The 17,251-nt window shown below is 46.0% G+C and carries 14 protein-coding genes; 12 read left to right on the top strand and 2 right to left on the bottom strand.

The features are described 5' to 3' along the window. Positions 1-82 precede the first annotated feature (82 nt). From CBR65_RS13080 to xrt, 6 genes are all read left to right on the top strand, one after another. Entirely contained in the window at positions 83-625 is a 543-nt protein-coding gene (locus CBR65_RS13080) for an XrtA/PEP-CTERM system exopolysaccharide export protein (protein ID WP_232461444.1), read from the top strand. 36 nt (positions 626-661) lie between these two features. Further along, positions 662-2,182: an XrtA system polysaccharide chain length determinant gene (locus CBR65_RS13075; protein ID WP_087467259.1), complete on the top strand. Its 1,521-nt coding sequence runs from the start codon at positions 662-664 to the stop codon at positions 2,180-2,182. Positions 2,183-2,196: 14 nt separating this feature from the next. Next, positions 2,197-2,982: a CpsD/CapB family tyrosine-protein kinase gene (locus CBR65_RS13070; protein WP_087467258.1), complete on the top strand. Its 786-nt coding sequence runs from the start codon at positions 2,197-2,199 to the stop codon at positions 2,980-2,982. A gap of 21 nt (positions 2,983-3,003) precedes the next feature. Beyond that, the gene (locus CBR65_RS13065; RefSeq protein ID WP_087467257.1) at positions 3,004-4,287 is read left to right on the top strand and encodes a hypothetical protein; all 1,284 of its coding nucleotides are present in this window, start codon (positions 3,004-3,006) and stop codon (positions 4,285-4,287) included. 436 nt (positions 4,288-4,723) lie between these two features. After that, positions 4,724-5,296 carry a hypothetical protein gene (locus CBR65_RS22120; RefSeq protein WP_157672070.1) on the top strand — a complete coding sequence of 191 codons (573 nt, stop codon included), beginning with the start codon at positions 4,724-4,726 and terminating at the stop codon, positions 5,294-5,296. A gap of 227 nt (positions 5,297-5,523) precedes the next feature. Beyond that, on the top strand, positions 5,524-6,987 hold the full coding sequence (gene xrt, locus CBR65_RS13050; RefSeq protein ID WP_087467254.1) for an exosortase: 1,464 nt from the start codon (positions 5,524-5,526) through the stop codon (positions 6,985-6,987). A 2-nt stretch (positions 6,988-6,989) separates the two neighbouring features. Here the strand turns inward: xrt and CBR65_RS13045 are convergent, their stop codons facing one another. Both CBR65_RS13045 and CBR65_RS13040 read right to left on the bottom strand, forming a co-directional pair. Beyond that, the gene (locus CBR65_RS13045) at positions 6,990-8,138 is read right to left on the bottom strand and encodes a DegT/DnrJ/EryC1/StrS family aminotransferase (RefSeq protein ID WP_087467253.1); all 1,149 of its coding nucleotides are present in this window, start codon (positions 8,136-8,138) and stop codon (positions 6,990-6,992) included. Beyond that, on the bottom strand, positions 8,117-9,262 hold the full coding sequence (locus CBR65_RS13040; RefSeq protein WP_087467252.1) for a glycosyltransferase family 2 protein: 1,146 nt from the start codon (positions 9,260-9,262) through the stop codon (positions 8,117-8,119). The genes CBR65_RS13045 and CBR65_RS13040 overlap by 22 nt, the downstream gene beginning before the upstream one ends. 171 nt (positions 9,263-9,433) lie before the next feature. Between CBR65_RS13040 and CBR65_RS13035 the strand changes: the two genes are divergently transcribed. The 6 genes from CBR65_RS13035 (at position 9,434) to CBR65_RS13010 (ending at position 17,235) form a co-directional block, all read left to right on the top strand. Further along, a complete protein-coding gene (locus CBR65_RS13035; RefSeq protein ID WP_087467251.1) occupies positions 9,434-10,528 on the top strand; it encodes a glycosyltransferase in 1,095 nt (364 codons plus the stop codon). 71 nt (positions 10,529-10,599) lie between these two features. Further along, positions 10,600-11,445 carry a glycosyltransferase family 2 protein gene (locus CBR65_RS13030; protein ID WP_087467250.1) on the top strand — a complete coding sequence of 282 codons (846 nt, stop codon included), beginning with the start codon at positions 10,600-10,602 and terminating at the stop codon, positions 11,443-11,445. Positions 11,446-11,543: 98 nt separating this feature from the next. Beyond that, positions 11,544-12,482, top strand: a complete 939-nt coding sequence (locus CBR65_RS13025; protein WP_087467249.1) for a glycosyltransferase family 2 protein — start codon at positions 11,544-11,546, stop codon at positions 12,480-12,482. After that, complete coding sequence (locus CBR65_RS13020; protein ID WP_087467248.1) at positions 12,479-13,615, top strand: glycosyltransferase family 4 protein; 1,137 nt, start codon at positions 12,479-12,481, stop codon at positions 13,613-13,615. Before CBR65_RS13025 ends, CBR65_RS13020 begins: the two co-directional genes overlap by 4 nt. A gap of 83 nt (positions 13,616-13,698) precedes the next feature. Next, positions 13,699-15,435, top strand: coding sequence for an ABC transporter ATP-binding protein (locus CBR65_RS13015; protein ID WP_198300738.1), 1,737 nt, complete (start codon positions 13,699-13,701; stop codon positions 15,433-15,435). A gap of 279 nt (positions 15,436-15,714) precedes the next feature. After that, complete coding sequence (locus tag CBR65_RS13010; protein WP_087467246.1) at positions 15,715-17,235, top strand: putative Ig domain-containing protein; 1,521 nt, start codon at positions 15,715-15,717, stop codon at positions 17,233-17,235. The last annotated feature ends 16 nt before the right edge of the window (positions 17,236-17,251 follow it).

The following is a 17,251-nucleotide window of genomic DNA, read 5'->3' as shown; positions in this document are numbered from 1 at the left end:
TGAGGGCGTGAAAAAATTTATTTGGTTCAGCGGAGTGTTGTTGGTCAGCTTATTGATCGGTGCCTGCTCCGGCACTAAGAACATTGCTCCACCGGTGAGCGAAAATGCCGGTGTACTTGAAGAATATCGCATTGGCGTGGGCGACGCCTTGGATATCAACGTATGGCGCAACCCTGAATTATCCGTATCGGTGCCAGTGCGGCCGGACGGAAAAATCTCCATGCCATTGATCGGCGATATTGATGCAGCCAATCTGACCACGCGCGAGTTGTCGGACAACATCGTAAAAGGTCTCACCAACTATGTGCGTAGCCCGCAGGTAACGGTGATTGTGACCAATCCCAGCAGTTCCGATTTCCAGCGTCGCGTGCGTATCACCGGTGCGGTTAACAACCCGCAATCCATTCCCTATCGCGAAGGCATGACGGTGCTGGATCTGGTATTGCTCGCCGGTGGCACCAATGAATTTGCTTCCGGCAACGGTGCAAAACTCTATCGTAAAATTAACGGCACAGTAAAAGTGTATTCGATACGGTTGAACGATCTGGTGAATAAAGGCGATGTCAGTACGAATTATCCATTGCAGCCGTCGGATATTGTAACCGTGCCGGAGCGCGCATTCTGACGGTTGTTAGACAACCCTACAGCCAGGTGAGGATTCATGGATACGGCGTTTATTAAAGATATCTTGCTCGCGTTGAAAGCAGAGTTGATCCGCTTTCGTTTCTGGTGCGTGCTGTTGTTTATTCTGGTGAGTGGCATAGCGTTGCTGGTGGGCGTTATGTGGCCCAAGAATTACGCCACCAGCGCGCTGTTATTTGCCGATGAAACCAATATTCTTGAACCCCTGTTGCGCGGACGCGCAGAAGTGACATCCATTGACCGTTCCGTGCAGGCACGCGAAATTATTTATACGCGTGGCATTATGGAAACCGTAGCGCGGCAGCGCGGTATGCTGACAAAAGATACACCGCCGGAACAAGAGGACCGCATCATTCGCGCTATACGGGGTGGCCTTGATGTGCGTTCAGAACAGAATAATTATTTCCGTATCTCGTTTGTATCCAACGATCCTGATAATTCATTTGAAACACTCAACACCATCATCAACGTCTTCATTGAAAACAGTGCCAGCAAAAAGCGTCAGGAGAGCTTAAACGCCTTTAATTTTATTGATGCACAGGTACAAACCTACAAACGACAACTGGAGCTGGCAGAAGAAAAACTCAAGGAGTTTAATGCGCAAAACGTCGACGGCACCGAAGCGGGTGTTGCCACGCGCATTGCCGAGTTACGCGGCGAAATTGAATCCCTCAAAATTACCATTGAAGAAACAGAAGCGCGCATTAACACCATCACCACTCAACTGGGTAATGAAAGCCAATATCAGCAGACCAAAGGTGAGATAGATGAGTTGCGCCAGCGTCGGCAGGGTTTGGTTAATCAACTGGAGCAACTGCTGTTGGTTTACCAGGAAGGCTATCCGGATGTTATTTCCCTGCGGGCACAAATAGCGGAATTGGATACGGCGATTCATATGGCACAGGCTTCCGGTGGTGATGTCTACACCGGGCGGGGCGAGGCGGTAGAAAATCCATTGTATGAAGAATTGCGGCGGCAATTGTCGGTGGCAAAAGTCGACTTGCGCGGCCAAAAGCGTCGTATGGAATCCTTGATACATTTGTCAGAACAGGAACACGAACGTGCGCAACGGGTCGCCGCCAATCAGGCGCAGCTTTCGGAATTAACCCGCGATTACAACGTAACCCGCGATGTATATGAAGAGATGTTGCAGCGTAAGGAATCGGCGCGCTTATCCATGACTCTGGATATTGAGGGGCAGGGAATCAGCTATCGCATTCAGGAACCGGCGACCTTTCCGTTAAAACCATCCGGCTTGCGTTTTATTCATTTCGCTATTATCGGACCCATCCTCGGATTGTTGGCACCCATTGGTTTGCTGGTGTTGTATGTCATGGTCGATCCGCATTTCCGTTCAGCGCGCGCCTTGCAGCAGCAACTGCCCGCAGGTATCGAGCTAATCGGCATTATTCCGCATTACCACACACCGCTCAGCGAACGTCTGCTGAGAAAAGATGTGGTGATATTGTTCTTTCTGTGTCTGTTGGCGATGGCCGCGTATGCCAGTTTTGCCAGCTATTGGCATATCACCAGAAGCTAAGGGGGCAGGACAGAATGGATAAGAACAAAGAACGTAATATTGAACAGCTGATCGAAGGCGTTGATGCCATGGTTGAAAGCCGCGATCAATTGGTCAAGACGGCTGTGCTTGAGCATCGCAAGCGCGAACAAATAAAAAATATGTCGCTGCCGATCCTGTGGACACAGGATGAACTCTATGAAAAGAAAGTCGTCTTCATCGGCATGCGTCAGCGCGAATTGTTGAACGCCTTTCGTGAGGTCCGGATTCGCCTGTTACAAAAAAGTAAGAGCGATAACATTGTGGTATTGGTGTCTTCGGTGACTACCGAGGCGGACTCGAGTTTCTTCGGCTTCAATTTAGCGGCAACTTTTGCGTTGGACCCTCACAAAACAGCCCTGTATGTCGATTGCAATCCGCACAGCACCTCCGCTGAACGTTACACCACGACGGAAGTTGACAATGGGTTAGTGCAATATCTGTTTGATAACACCATACCCTTGAAACACATTATTTATCCCAGCGGTGTTGAACGCTTACGAGTGATTCCCTCCGGTGGATTGAGTGAGTCGGCAGCGGAATTATTCAGCTCCAAGCGTATGGAAGTGTTTATCGCCGAGATAAAAAATCGCTACCCGGATCGTTTTATTGTGTTGGACGCACCGCCGGTGCAGCAGTCGACAGAGGCGCGAATATTGTCGCAGTATTGTGATCATGCTTTATTGGTCGTGCCGTTCGGAAAAGCGGTGACGAATGAAGTGTTGTCAGCCGTTGAGGCGGTAGGTAAAGAAAAGTTTGCGGGGCTGGTATTCAACAACTGATTTCACTCAGAGGCATCGAATATGAAACGGACATTATTTTTCAGATGTATTACGCCGTTATGTCTGCCTGCTCTGGCGATGCCGGCCATCGCTGCCGTGGAGATCGATCTGGGTGTTACCAGCCGCTATTCTGATAATGCGCGACGCACGTACAGCGACAAAATTTCTGAGCGTCAGGATGAGTACAGTGCAGGTATTCTGGCTGATTATGAAAATTCCCTGCTGGATTTTGAAACCGATTATCGTGCAAGTGAGAACCGCTTCGACAAGGAAACACAACCCGACCGCAGTTTAATTGAAGGCAATGCCGAATTGTTAATTGGCAAAGCCCACCACCCCGTGGATTTATTATTGGTCCACTCGCGCCGTTCCGTATTGGGCGCGCCGGATCAGGTTGATTTGTTACAAAACGAAGATGAGCGACAAATTTTTTCGGCTATTCCGACGGCGCGGTTGCGTCTTTCCCCCGTCGATAATGTGTTGCTGCGAGGCGACTACACGCAAGTCGATTTTCGTTACACGGATATCTTTAATTCAGAGCGCACCGGCGGTTCACTGATCTGGCAGCATCGCTTTTCCTCCGTGAGCAACCTGGAGGTTGCGGCCCAGCACACCGAAATAAGTTACGACGCCCTCCCCGATAATGACTATGAATATCAAAATGCCTCGGTCACCTTCGCTACCGAATTGCGCTACCTGTCTTACCGCGTAAGCTTGGGATATAACCAGAGTACGCCGGAAGTGGGCGAGGATTTTTCCGCACCCAGTTATCGGGTCGAGATAGATTACCGCTCGGGCTTTAATACCCTGAGCTTGCTTGCCAGCCAGCAGATTACTGATACCTCTCTGGGGGATGGTAATCAGGGCATGCTGGACAATGTGAACCTGGATGATGCGACGGGTGTAGGTCTGGATCAATTTGAAAGCCGGGTGGTGGAACTCCGCTGGGACAACGAGTCTCTTTGTGAGCGTTGCAACGCCTACGCGAGCCTGTTGTACGAGCAGGAACAATACCAGACACTCATAGAAGACAATGATCAAAATGTAGCCAGTATTGGCTTCGACTACCAACTTTCACGGGCGTCATCTGTTGGCTTACAGGCGAGCAGACAGGAACGTAAATTCGACAGTGACGTAGACAGAAACGATTTTACGGTAACGTCTTTCGGTGCCAATTATCGTTACACCTTTATCAATGATTTGTCCGTACAGGTTTTCTTTATCGTCGATGAAAGCGAGTCCGATGCGGAAACGCTGACCTACGATGAACGCATCTCCGGTATATCCCTGACCTACACCTTCTAGATTCACAGCTCATTTTGGCGCTGAATTATTTGTTTCGCCGGTGGCGGGCAGATTTAGCGCTTCTGTGGGGCTGGAATTTTCTCAAGATGTCGCCCGCTTCTCATATTTCCCGCATTTATCCCGCTATGATTCGGCCGCCTCGGTAAATTTGTCGATTTTTTTAACACTTTTATGACAAGCGCCGGGGTATCAGGGGAAAGGTTTCACGCGTGTCGTCTTAATCCTTTATATAACCAAAGCTCATATAAAGATTTTGCCGTCAGTGAACCAGGCTGCACGAAAAGAGTGGCGCCTTTCTACAAATTGCAAAATAGTGCGCCCGCCGCGTGAAATTGCAAAACCCTGATCAATACTCTCTTCAGGATTCCATCGAAGGACTGACGAAAATCAACAGTTTTTCTTGGCTTCAGCCATAGATTTTCAGGATGTACCCAGCATGAATATCGTCAATGTCGCGCGTCGCTTACCCAATCTTCTGGCATGTGCCAGCGCATTGCTGCTGCTTTCTGCATGCGGTGGCAATGACGATGAATCCCGTCTCGGCCAGGTTAATGACGCATCAAGTCAAGCCTCGGTAGCGGCGTCTGTCCCCAGTAGCAGTTCGGGGACGGTATCGTCCAGCGTTTCATCCCAGCGTTCATCAATGAGCTCTTCTTCAAGCAGCTCTTCTCCGGTGGGCGTGGGCGTTTCCAGCAGCTCCAGAAGTTCAACCAGTTCGGTAAAATCCAGCAGTTCTTCGTCAGCAGCTCCCGTCTCCAATGATGTGGTCATTGAATGGTATATCCCCACGGAACGTGAAAACGGTGATTACCTTGAGCTGTATGAGATCGGTGGCTATGAAATACGTTATAAACTGACGTCCGCGCAAGATTATGAATCCGTTGTCATCGACGATGGCACCGTTGACCATTACGACATGGGTGAACTTAGCGGAAGCTATGAATTCCAGATCGCCACCTTTGATGTGAATGGTTTATACAGCGAGTATGTCCCTATCAATCCCAATTGATTCGATGACAGTGTTCAGGGATGAATTGATTTCGGGTGTTTGTTAGTCTTTTATCCTCTTCTTCATATATACCTATCCAAGCCTTGGTTGGTTAGGTAGTATCCCCTTGCATTATTAAATCAGGCCGCGGTGGCGAACGGCTCAACAGCTCTTATATCAAAACTCCACCTCCCTTTGCCTTGCCAGCGCGGTTTCAAACATTTTTCAAAGGTTCCTGAATCGAGCAGATGAAAGATACAGATCTATCCGCACTTGTAGCGCGTGAACAACGAAACGCATTCGTACAGTTTTGTCTGTTCTTTTTGCTCATCATTGCTTTTTATTTTTCGTCGGTCAGCCAGTTGTATCTGCGTTGGATTCAATGGGATCAGGACCTGTCTCATGGCTTACCCACGGTTGCTATTTTTCTGTTTTTAATGTGGCACGCCTTGCCCTGGCCTTATCGCAAAGATGCTAAAGCAGTGCGTACTTTTCTGCTCATTTTGCTGGGGCTGGCTTCTCTGGCGTGGTTTTTGTTCCACAAAATTCACATTGGTATTCTCGTTCAGGTCACGCTCCTGTGTATCATCCTGCTATTTATAGCGAGTTGTTATTCATTGAAGACGCTACGGCATGTTGCAGTGCCCTGTGGAATATTGATTTTTGCACTACCGCTGTGGGGCATACTCAATGGACCGCTGGTGGAAATCAGTGCGGCCGTTGTCGGCAAGACGGCACGGCTGAGTGGCATGACGCTCTTGATGGATGGGAGCAATATCTTTATTCCTTACGGGCGTTTGTATATCGATGATGGCTGCTCCGGCTTGCGTTATTTCGTTATCGGTTTGTTGATGGCTTATCTGATCAGTTATCTGAACCATTATCGCGTGAAACAGGTATTGGTCGCATTCGGTGTGGCCATTGTGCTGTCCTTGTTGACGAATTGGGTGCGCATCTTTTCGCTGGTGGTCATCGGTTATCAAACCGAAATGAAAAGCAGCCTGATGGAAGATCATGAATTGTTTGGGTGGGTACTGTTTGCTTTGGTGATGTTGCCGGCGATTTACTATGCACCGGCGTTCAAACCAAAGCCGCGTGTCGAAAGTGGAATACCAACTGCACGCCCACTACTTCCGCTGCTCTTGTTGATGATTGGACCGGCCTTAGCATTACTCGCGCCTACCACACTGGAAAAGGCTCCGGCATTTACCTTGAACGCCTTAAATCATTATTCAGCCGCACATTCAACCGGTGCACCGGTTCCTAATGTTGAGCTGAGTTATCCGGGTTTGCCATTAACTTACAATCAGTCTGTCATCGCGAAAGATGTTGTTGTGCGTGTAGAGCTTGTGCAATATGTTCAGACAGACACGCAGGAAAAACTTGTGCCTTATTTCAGGAGTCTGCATGACCGGGATGTCTGGTCAATTGCCAGTGAAAGGAAGGACGACGCTACCGGATTACAATTTTCGGTCATGAAGCGTGCAGGTTCGGAAAATTATCATCTGCTTGCGCATCTCTATTTCGTGGGGCGCTATGCAACTCACCAATATGAGTTGGCGAAATTGTTACAAATCCCCGCGATGTTATGGGGGGATAATTACTTTGTTATCTTTACTGCCCAGGCTGCATGTAATGATTCAAGCTGCGCTGCACAAACAGAGGCTATCAAACAGGTTGCGCGGGATTGGTTGGCGGAGCCCGTGCAATAATTTTATCGCTTCAGGTGGGAAATTATACTGATAATCCTGTTAAATGACTTTTCATCAACACCCTCATGCAGCGGCAGCGTAATCAGTCGATCTGCAAAATCCCTGGCATTGTTGTAATTGCCTCTGATATCAACCATCGCCTCAACGCCGGGAATTTCCGGTAGGGGTTTTTGATACATTGCCGTTGCCCCCAGTCCTGCACTACGCAACTTTTGCAACAGCAAATCGCGTTGTAATCTATCATCAACCAACAAAGGGTAGCGTAACAATCGTCTCCTGCGTGGCGAGGTGAGTGCGTCCAGACAATTAACGGAGGCGGGAATCTGTTTGTCGTAGGCAAACTCCCGACTCTGTGACCGCTTTGAATAACGATTAAAATTTTCGGGCAACAAACGTCGGCGCTGATCATCCATCGGCGTGACAACGGTCAACGGATGATAACGAGTCTCCCCGAGTTTTAATAAGGGGTTTCTATTCAATAGCTGATAAAGACGCGGTTGAAGCAACAGGTTATACGCAGATACTTTCAACTTCAGTCGGGAAGACGGTGCCGGTTGCCCGGTGAGATAGGCAGCCAGATCAGTCTGAGGCTCGGCTTTTGCCAACAACAAGCCACCACCTAACAAACTGAGCGGTTTGCCGCGCCCGAAAGAAAACACCACATAATCACCCATCAGGCTCGAAAACGCTTCTGCATCAGGAAACCACTGGGCATTATCTTCGATGAGGCTGATGTGCGGGTGCTGTTGTCGCAGCTGGGTAAGTGCGGCTAAATTGTCGCAAATACCAAGAAAATTTACCGCGATAATTGCCACCGTGCTGTCGCTGATGGAAGCTTGCAAGGCATTTGTATCCAATGCTGGATCTGCCTTCGCAATATCAACAACTACCACCTTAACGCCGGCAAAATTTGCCGCCGCTACCAGATCCGGGCAGCAATAAGCTGGAACAATAACTTCCGGCGCGCTTATTTCAGGATGCTTCGCCTTTGCCGCCAAAAGGGCAACCGCCAAGGCGGATGTTCCGCAGTCCAGCCACAGCGGTTGGTAGTCGATGAATGACGGCAGCTCTTCCTGCGCGGCTTCATGCCAACAAATACGGTTGCCGACTGGCGGCAGATCGCCATATATCAACGCGCCGAAGGCTTCCACGTCGTCATTCTCTCACCGGCCAAAAATTTGATGGCCGCATCCAGCAAAGCCACATTTACCTGCACAAAGAAATAAATCAATTTAACCCAGGATGTCTCGCGCAGATGCGGCAGGAAATGCGCGAGCAACGCTACGCCATAAAAGCCAAGCTGCACCAAAAGTGCGAAGGAATAAAACAGGCTTTCATGAGCGATAACGGCCGAGACGATGAGCAGGCCGATCAAACACCAGGGCACCAGCCAACGCATCAACTTGTGAGAAAACACCTGAAAAGCAAACAGACCAAAACGTTGCGGATTGAGTACTTCGCTATGTCGTGAAAGCGCCGTCATACCGCGAATAACTGTCCGGATTTTACGCTGGTATTCCTTTTGCGGATCTTTCAGGTCCTGGTAATAGCCGAGTACATCCGGTGCAGTGACGGCACGCAAGCCCAGCCGGGCGGTATTCAATGCCGTGTTGAAATCACTGGGAGAATGAATGTCCCATACCTGGCAAACGGCCTTGCGTGCAGCAAAAAAAGAACCGCTGAGGCCGACTAGGCCGGCAAGCTTTGACTCCTGCTGGCGCAGCCACATTTCATATTTAACGTAGGCACCTTCGCCCGCTATGCTGCCGTCTTTGCTGATAAACCGATCCTCGCTGGATACGGCGCCGATCTGCGGATCTTGAAAATAGGCCTCCAGTTTTTCCAGTGCATCTTCCGGAATCTGGGTTGCCACGTCGGAAAAAACAATGACATCTCCGCGAGCTTCTTCGATGGCAGTTCTCTGTGCGTTCTCCTTGCCAAGTCGCTCGGCCGCCCGCACCAGGCGGACACCGCGATCAGCATACTCGCGGACAATATCGTCTGTCTTATCATCGGAGCAGTCAGAGGCCACAATCAGCTCCAGGCGTGTTGGATCAAAACGGACCATTAAGGTATTTTCGATCTTCTCGCGGATGCGTGCTTCTTCGTTATAGGCTGTAACAATCAACGAGAGGAAAAGTGGATTGGCTGGCTCCTGGCTATCCGGTAAAACATTATGCTGGCGAGTTTGTGCCAGTACCTTTAGGATCAGCGGATAGATGAAGTAACTGAAAACGGAACCCAGCGCAAAAAACCAAAAAAGAAACTCAAGCATGGACGGCCTCATTGTTGGAATTCTTTACAGGTGACATTCATAAAATTGCTTGTTGTGTGAAGACATCGAAGCATAATATTCATCTCCATTGTTTAGCCTTGATGACGGGTAAGTTTTACCCGGGGTCGATGCATCCTGACGCTTTATAGTGACTGATCAAGAAATCTCAGCATGGCAATTGTAAACCGACGCATGAAGGTAATGCACATTATTTCTGGCGATCTCTGGGCGGGCGCTGAAGTGCAGGCATACACCTTGCTAAAGGAGTTGCGGACTGATTGTGATCTGCATGTAATTTTGATGAACCCTGGCGAACTGGCCGATCGTTTAAAGGTTTTGGCCATACCGGTAACTCTGCTTGATGAAAGCAAGATGAGCCCGGTGAAAATTTTGCTGGGCATGCGCAAGATCATGTTGTCATTTCGACCGGATATTATTCATACGCATCGGCAAAAGGAAAATATTCTGGGTGCTATTGCAAATTTACTCAGTGTTCGTGCCAAGTCTGTCAGGACGAGCCATGGGGCGCCGGAGTTTACTGCGAAGGGTATGCGTCGGTTGCAACCGCTACTGGACAACTTTCTTGGTGCATATGTGCAGCATGGCGTTATTTCGGTTTCCGAAGATCTGACCGAAAAGCTGAAGAAAATATTTCCCGCCAGAAATATCCACACCATTGTTAATGGTGTGGACGTCGGTGCTCTGAAAAAGCAGGCTGCTGATACCGAATTCCCATTTAAGAATGCGGACAGGTTCCATGTTGGCATTATAGGCCGTCTCGAACCAGTAAAGCGAATCGACATATTCTTACAAATGGCTGCCCTACTTATAAAGCAGCCTTCAGAAAAATTACTGCAGTTCCATATTATTGGTGAGGGTGCTCAACGGAGTATCCTGGAAAACGAACGTGATAGATTGGGACTAGGTGACGGTGTGTTGTTTCATGGTCATTGTAAGGATATTCCGGGATGGATAAATTCATTGGATGCAGTGGTAATGTGTTCTGATCACGAAGGAACTCCCATGACAGCACTGGAGACATTGGCATTAGGTGTTCCATTGGTTGCCCATAACATCGGTGGTCTGAGAGCAATTCTGGAAGAATATCCTGATTTGCGAGTTGATGATCACACTCCGCAAGGTTATGCAAAAGCGGTGAGTTCTATCTTGCAAGGAAATGCCCCTAGAGTGGTATTAGAAGATCGTTATCTCGCTCAACATAACGCGAACAGCACGACTGAATTATATGAGACTATTTTGCGTTGATGATGCGCATAAGAAAGTATTGTTTTTTAATAGATTATTAGGGAGTAGTAGCTTTAGTAGGGGGGTACAACGTGAAAATTTCATTGGTGGTGTGTACCAAGAATCGTGCGGAGCAACTCCGTAATTGTTTAGATTATGTAGCAAAGATCAAATGCTTGTTCGAATGGGAATTGATTATTGTCAACAATGCTTCAACAGACCATACAGACGCTGTACTGGAGGAGTTCTCCAAAAAGACATCGTTGGTGTTTCGCACGATCTACGAACCCAGTTCAGGTACTGGCTTTGCAAGGAACACTGGCTGGCGACTTGCTTGTGGTGAATATGTTGCATTTATTGATGACGATTGTTATCCGAAAGAGGATTATCTGACAAAAGTCATCAACTGCCTGGATGAAGGCGTTTGGGGTTTTGTTGGAGGGCGAGTTCTACTGTTTGATCCTACGGACTATCCAATAACCATCCAGACATCCGAAGCGCGTAAAGAATACGAGGCTTTTAGTTTTATAGCCGCTGGTGAAATACACGGAGCGAATTTTGCATTTCGTAAGCAGGCGCTGGAGGTAGTAAAAGGATTTGATCCCCGATTCGGCGCGGGCACGGCTTACCCTTGCGAAGATGTTGATGTGCTTGCGCGGATTTTGGGGGTGGGTTGGGCTGGTATTTACGATCCTCGTCCAGTGGTGCACCATCATCATCGTCGTAAAAGCGATGCAGTGCCGAAACTCATTGCCGCTTATGATCGAGGTCGCGGGGCATACTATGCAAAATGTATGATGAACAGTAACTTGCGTCGACGGTATGGGTTCAATTGGTTGAAAACTATACGCCATCAATCCGTAGTAACTACTCAGCGTGAGCTTGTGGCAGCAGTGAGGTACTCGCTCATGTGGTTGGCTATCAAATTAAAACGATAGATATAAATAGTGTTGAACTGCTGCAACTATCAGGACTGTAATGATAATGTCTCTTGGCTGCTAAAGAGGTAAAAACGCAGAAATATGAGTAACAACGAATGAATAGCAAACCGTTAATTAGCATTGTTATTTGCACATATAATAACGCAGATTCTCTCTTGATAACCTTGGATCAAATTCTACGTCAATGTCTCACTGATTTGTCACTGGTGGAAATAATCATCGTTGATAATAATTCCCCTGATCACACCGCGAGTGTAGTTCAATCAGCTATCAAGGTTTCACCAATAGTGATGAAATATTTTTTTGAAGGGCGCCAGGGATTATCATATGCAAGAAACACAGGCGTAGAGGCGGCCGCAGGAACCTATATTTTGTTTACTGATGATGATGCTGAAATACCACCAGTGTGGGTAGATGAATATATTAAAAAAATCCGGGACGTTGAGCCAGATTGCTTATACAGCAAAATCAATATTGTATGGGATAAGCCAATTCCGTGGTGGTACACGAACCGTTATCGTCCGTATTTTGTCGGTCTGGACTACGGCGAGATGAGCCTTGATGTCATAGATAATAACAAGGAGTTTTTTGGGAAAAATTTCTGCATTAAGCGAGATCTAATAATAAGTATGGGTGGATTCGACCCTGCTTTGGGGCGTAGCGGATCAAAGTTGATCGCTGGCGAAGAAACACTGCTTTACAGAAAACTTGTTGAGCAAAAAAAGAAAGTGCTTTATTTTCCCAGCGCCCCTGTGGGGCACCGACTGAAAGAACGTGAGTATCTTGAAGAGAATATTAAAAAGCAGTTTATCGACAGCGCCTACTCTAACTACCATATTGCAAAGCTAATTTCGAGGAAGCAATTTCTCGGGCGACCATTGGGAGTACTCTTAACCAGTCTCAAGATGTTACTCGTATCGTTGATTCTAATGCCTGTAAGCTGGATTCTGAACAATAAGCAAGAGTTGTTTTTCCACTCTATTTCCCTAAGCAGATCAGTGGTTCTATTGAAATTATGGATTATTGAAAAATGAAAAAGGACCACTCCTTGTTGATAATGTTCCACTGTGAGCAGTTTACCGGTTACGCCATTGAGGTGTTAGAGAAAGTGTTTGTAGACGCTGCTAAAATGGCTGGGTATGCAGAAGAGAATTTATTTTTTTCCTATAAATCGATAGTCGATTCAACGAAGGGAAAAGTAATTGGGTGCGATTATTATAATGTCGAAGACAGCAGAGATTTAATGGATTTCATAAAGAACAATTCCATCAACAAAGTTATTGCGTTTGATCTGCCTTATCCAGCACCTGTCTTGAAGACCTTGCAGTTGGCAGGGGTAGAAGAAATTATCTCATACTGGGGGGCGGGGATAAGCTCCATTAATCAAGGTATTAAACTGCTAACCAAGCGCATCGAATGGTATGTTCGAGCCGTGAAGCCTGATTATTTTATATTTGAATCCGAAGCTATGAGAAGAACAGCTACTCACGGCCGCGGTATTCCAGCAAGCAAGACGCGCGTAATTCCTCTGGGCGTGGATACATCTGTATACAAACCCAACTATGGAAAAGATAGCTATGCTCACACTGTATTGGGAATTCCGGGGCACCGTAAAATAGTCTTTTATTCTGGGCATATGGAGGAACGTAAAGGCGTAGGAATTATCGTGCGTGCCGCAATGTATCTCATAAATGTATTGGGTAATAAGGACATTCACTTTGTTATGTGTGGTAACAAAGGGAATGAGGCTGATATTTATTTACAGTTGCTTAATGGAGATGAGGCCAATCATCACGTAACTTTTGCTGGCTATCGTGGAGATATTGCCGGGCTTATGAGAAGCTCTTTTATTGGGGTTATTGCATCAACAGGGTGGGACTCCTTTACTATGTCGAGTGTAGAAATGATGGCTTCTGGCTTGCCTTTGATTGTTTCTAATCTACAAGGTCTGGCTGAGACAATAGAGAATAATAAAAATGGTTTCCATATCGAACCGGGAGATTATCAAGATCTTGCAAGAAAAATTGATTATCTGGCCAAAGACATCGAGCTTGCCAAGTTGTTTTCAGATGCATCGCGAACGAGAGCGGTAGAAAAATTTTCCAGGGAGCACCAGGTAAAGCAAATGTGTTCGGTATTAACCCATACGAGTGATAACCAAGGATAACGCGGCGGGCAATAGCATTTATGTATATAATTACTATTATTAAAAATATATTCAAAATTCTAAACAAAAAGCAGAAGGTTAGATTGTTCTTATTGCTTTTGTTCTTTCTGGCGTCGGCTGTTGTTCAAATTGTCGGTGTGGCAAGTATTGCTCCATTTATAGCAATAGTCTCCAATCCAGAAATTATACAAAATAATCCGTTTTTGAGCTTTTTATATGGTTTTCTGGGCTCTGACTCAAATCATGATTTCATTATCGCTTTTGCCCTTTTGTCTGTAGTGATGATTCTAATTTCAAATGGTATTTCAGGCTTGACCTTGTGGATGCTCACGACCTATTCGATGAAAGTGGGTGGACAGCTGCAAAGCAAGCTGTATGAAAATTTTCTGCGAAGAGAGTATATCTACCACAAAGTGACCAATTATACGAAGATAATCTCCAGTATTTCACAGGAAGTTCCGCGTTTTATTTATATGGTCATGCAACCATTCCTACTGCTGATGAGCAATTTGTTTGTTGCGACGCTTATCCTTTTGGGGTTGATATTCTTAAACCCGGTCATAGCCTTTTTCTCCGGATTAATAATTGGTGGGTCTTATTTTGTAACCTATGTGATTATCAAAAAATCTTTAGTTAAACATGGAAAATTGGTTACTGATAGAAACTCGGGCGTACAATCTATTCTTTCTGAATCGTTTATAGGCATTAAAGATATTAAGCTGAATTCTCTTGAGGATAATTATTCCAGGGAATTTAATAAGATTAATTTCAAAGGGTTAAATTCTTCAGCTTATATAACGCTCTCTGGTGACTTGCCAAGATTTGTTATCGAATCTATATCTTTTGCTGCAATATTACTTTTAGCCGTCTTTCTTTTAACTAGCGCTGAATCAAAAGACAACGTCATTTCGTTGCTGAGTATCTATGCTCTTGCGGGTTATAAGCTGCTACCGACAATGCAACAACTTTATCGATCTATGTCGAATATGAGTGCTAATGGCAGTGTTGTCGGAGAGCTTAAGGAAGAGATATCACAGCTGGTTCAGCTGCCAAGAACTTCGAAAAGCGAGCCCCTGAAATCCATTCACTCCTTGAAAATTGAAAACATAACATATCAGTACCCCAATTCGTCCAAGGCTGTTATCAATGAAGTATCTTTATTCTTTCGGTTGGGGAGCTTGAATACCATAGCGGGCGCATCGGGTTCTGGAAAATCCACGCTTGCGGATATTATGCTAGGTCTATTGCCAGCTTGTTCTGGAAGCATAGCAATAGATAATCAGTCTCTCAGTGATGACCTAATTGATAGTTATCAGCGCAGTATCGGATATGTTCCACAAAGTATTTTTATACTGGATGACACCGTCGTTGCTAATGTTGCGTTCGGTGTTCCGAAAGCTGAAATTGATTATGAAAAAGTATCCAGGGCACTACACCAGGCGAGTGCTATGAGCTTTGTCGAGAAGTTGCCCGAAGGGGTTGAGACAAGATTGGGGCAAGATGGAAAACGTTTAAGCGGAGGGCAGCGTCAGCGAATAGGCATTGCAAGGTCGCTATATCGCGAAAGCAAGATTCTTATATTGGATGAGCCAACCAGTGCGCTTGATATCGACTCAGAGTTTGAGTTTATGAGTCTCTTGCAAGTATTAAAAACGGAAGTCCTTATCATTGTTATATCGCACCGGCCAGCGGCGATTAAATTATCAGACTATATCGTGATGCTGGAAGATGGAAGGGTTGTGGCAGATGGCTCATATGAACTGCTAAGAAAGGACAACATATACTTTAAAAATATGATGGAAAAGGGATTTATGCACTAATGAACCAGAGCGGTCTCGCAGAATATTTGGCGCCAAAATTAACAGATAATTGATGCTCTCATTCGCTACTTAAGGACGTTTGAATAAACAATAGCGATCTTTGATATCGACTACTCATTTTAAAAAGAAATAGTTTCTAAGGTTATTATTTGACCGTTAACTCCTATGCTACACTTCAAGCGTCCGTTTCTCCCTTACCTAAATTAGAGACTCAATTACTTTCATATCCCTCCCTCAGGGCAGAGCTTCTAATGCCTTACTCATTTCAGAGGTAAAGTCATGTCATTTCTAAGGCTAAAGCAAAGTATTACCTGTTATATATTCATTATCCTATTTTCTTCCTTCGCCCATGCGCAGGATGTTGAGGCTCCCTACGATTTGGAAATTATCCAGCCAAGAGCAGGGCTGGATGTGAACAACAGATTCTATAAAGCATATCCGGGGCTCGTATACGAGGTTCGTGCTGCTGTAATAGGCGGACGTTACCCGTATGAATATGCATTGGAAACTGCTCCTGAAGGAATGACTATAAACGCAAAAACGGGCGAGATTACCTGGCCTTCACCGGTAGCCAAATCAACAGCATATCCGGTCTCATTGGCAGTAAAGGATAGTGCTGGCAATTCCCAAAAGGTTTCGTGGAGTGTGCTAGTAACTACAGATAAATTCCTGTTTGTTGATCCTGCAAAAGGAAAGCGTGGCGCCAGCGGTACTATCAACGATCCGGTACAAGGATTCTATGATGTATATGGTGGTAATAACTATGACGCAAAATATGCCACAAAGCTGCAAGGGTATTTTGTGTATTTCAAGTCGGGCAACTACAGTCTTGATGGCTACACTGGCGGAACCCAAGGTGTCCAATACACCAACCGTCAACCCTTGGTATGGTTAGCGTATCCCGGACATTCTCCGTCAATCGAGATGTCTAAGGTTGCACTGAGGATTATTGATACGCGGGCAGATAACTTTTACCTTGATGGTTTCGAAATTCATGATATTGATACCAGTGCTTCCAACGAATACAGAATGGGTGTGAGGATAGGCGGTGCTTCATCAAATGTGACATTCCGCAATAATAAATTTCACACAATTACATCAACGCAAGGCTCCTATAATCAGAGCGCAATAATGATTTCTCGGGATTCAAGTGTTCAGGGGCGCTATTGGTCATTCCAGGATAATGAGTTCTATAACATTAGCGGCGCTTATGGAATTTTAGGTTACTCCGCACAAAAAGTTCTCATCGAAGATAACCGGTTCTCCAACTTCACTGGAAATAGCCACCCAATTGGACCCAAGACCTCTACCAGCTATTGGTTTATTCGCCATAACACAATTGTAGATGTGGATAACTATGGAATATGGTTGTACTACAACGACAGTAATTATGGAAATATGGAGGTAAGTTATAATTATGTGGCAATGTCGAGCGGAAGAGCGCTGTCCGTTAATGAGAGTCAGAATAAAAGCCTTCCTCCTTCCTATATATTCAGAAATACCTTTATTGGTGATGTAGAATTCCACGGAGTTGATGGCTCAGTAGGACCTTTTTATCTGAGCAAGAATGTAATTATTAATAATTCAGCAGCTAGCGGCGGTTATAAGTGCGACAATTGTTCGAGTTCAAGCAGAGTTATTGCAGATAATAACTTAACCGGTTTGTCGACACTGAATATTGTTAATAATGTTGGTAATTTAACAAAAGAATACTCCTCATTTCTGGGTAAAAGAGGATGGCAGGTTTCGGATGCATCTCCGCCCAGGGCACCGTCCAACCCGGTGATAAAGAAAGACTAGCGAAAGAGTTAATGGA

The organism is Cellvibrio sp. PSBB006 (genome assembly GCF_002162135.1).
GTDB lineage: Bacteria > Pseudomonadota > Gammaproteobacteria > Pseudomonadales > Cellvibrionaceae > Cellvibrio.
This window is presented reverse-complemented; position numbering and strand designations above follow the sequence as displayed.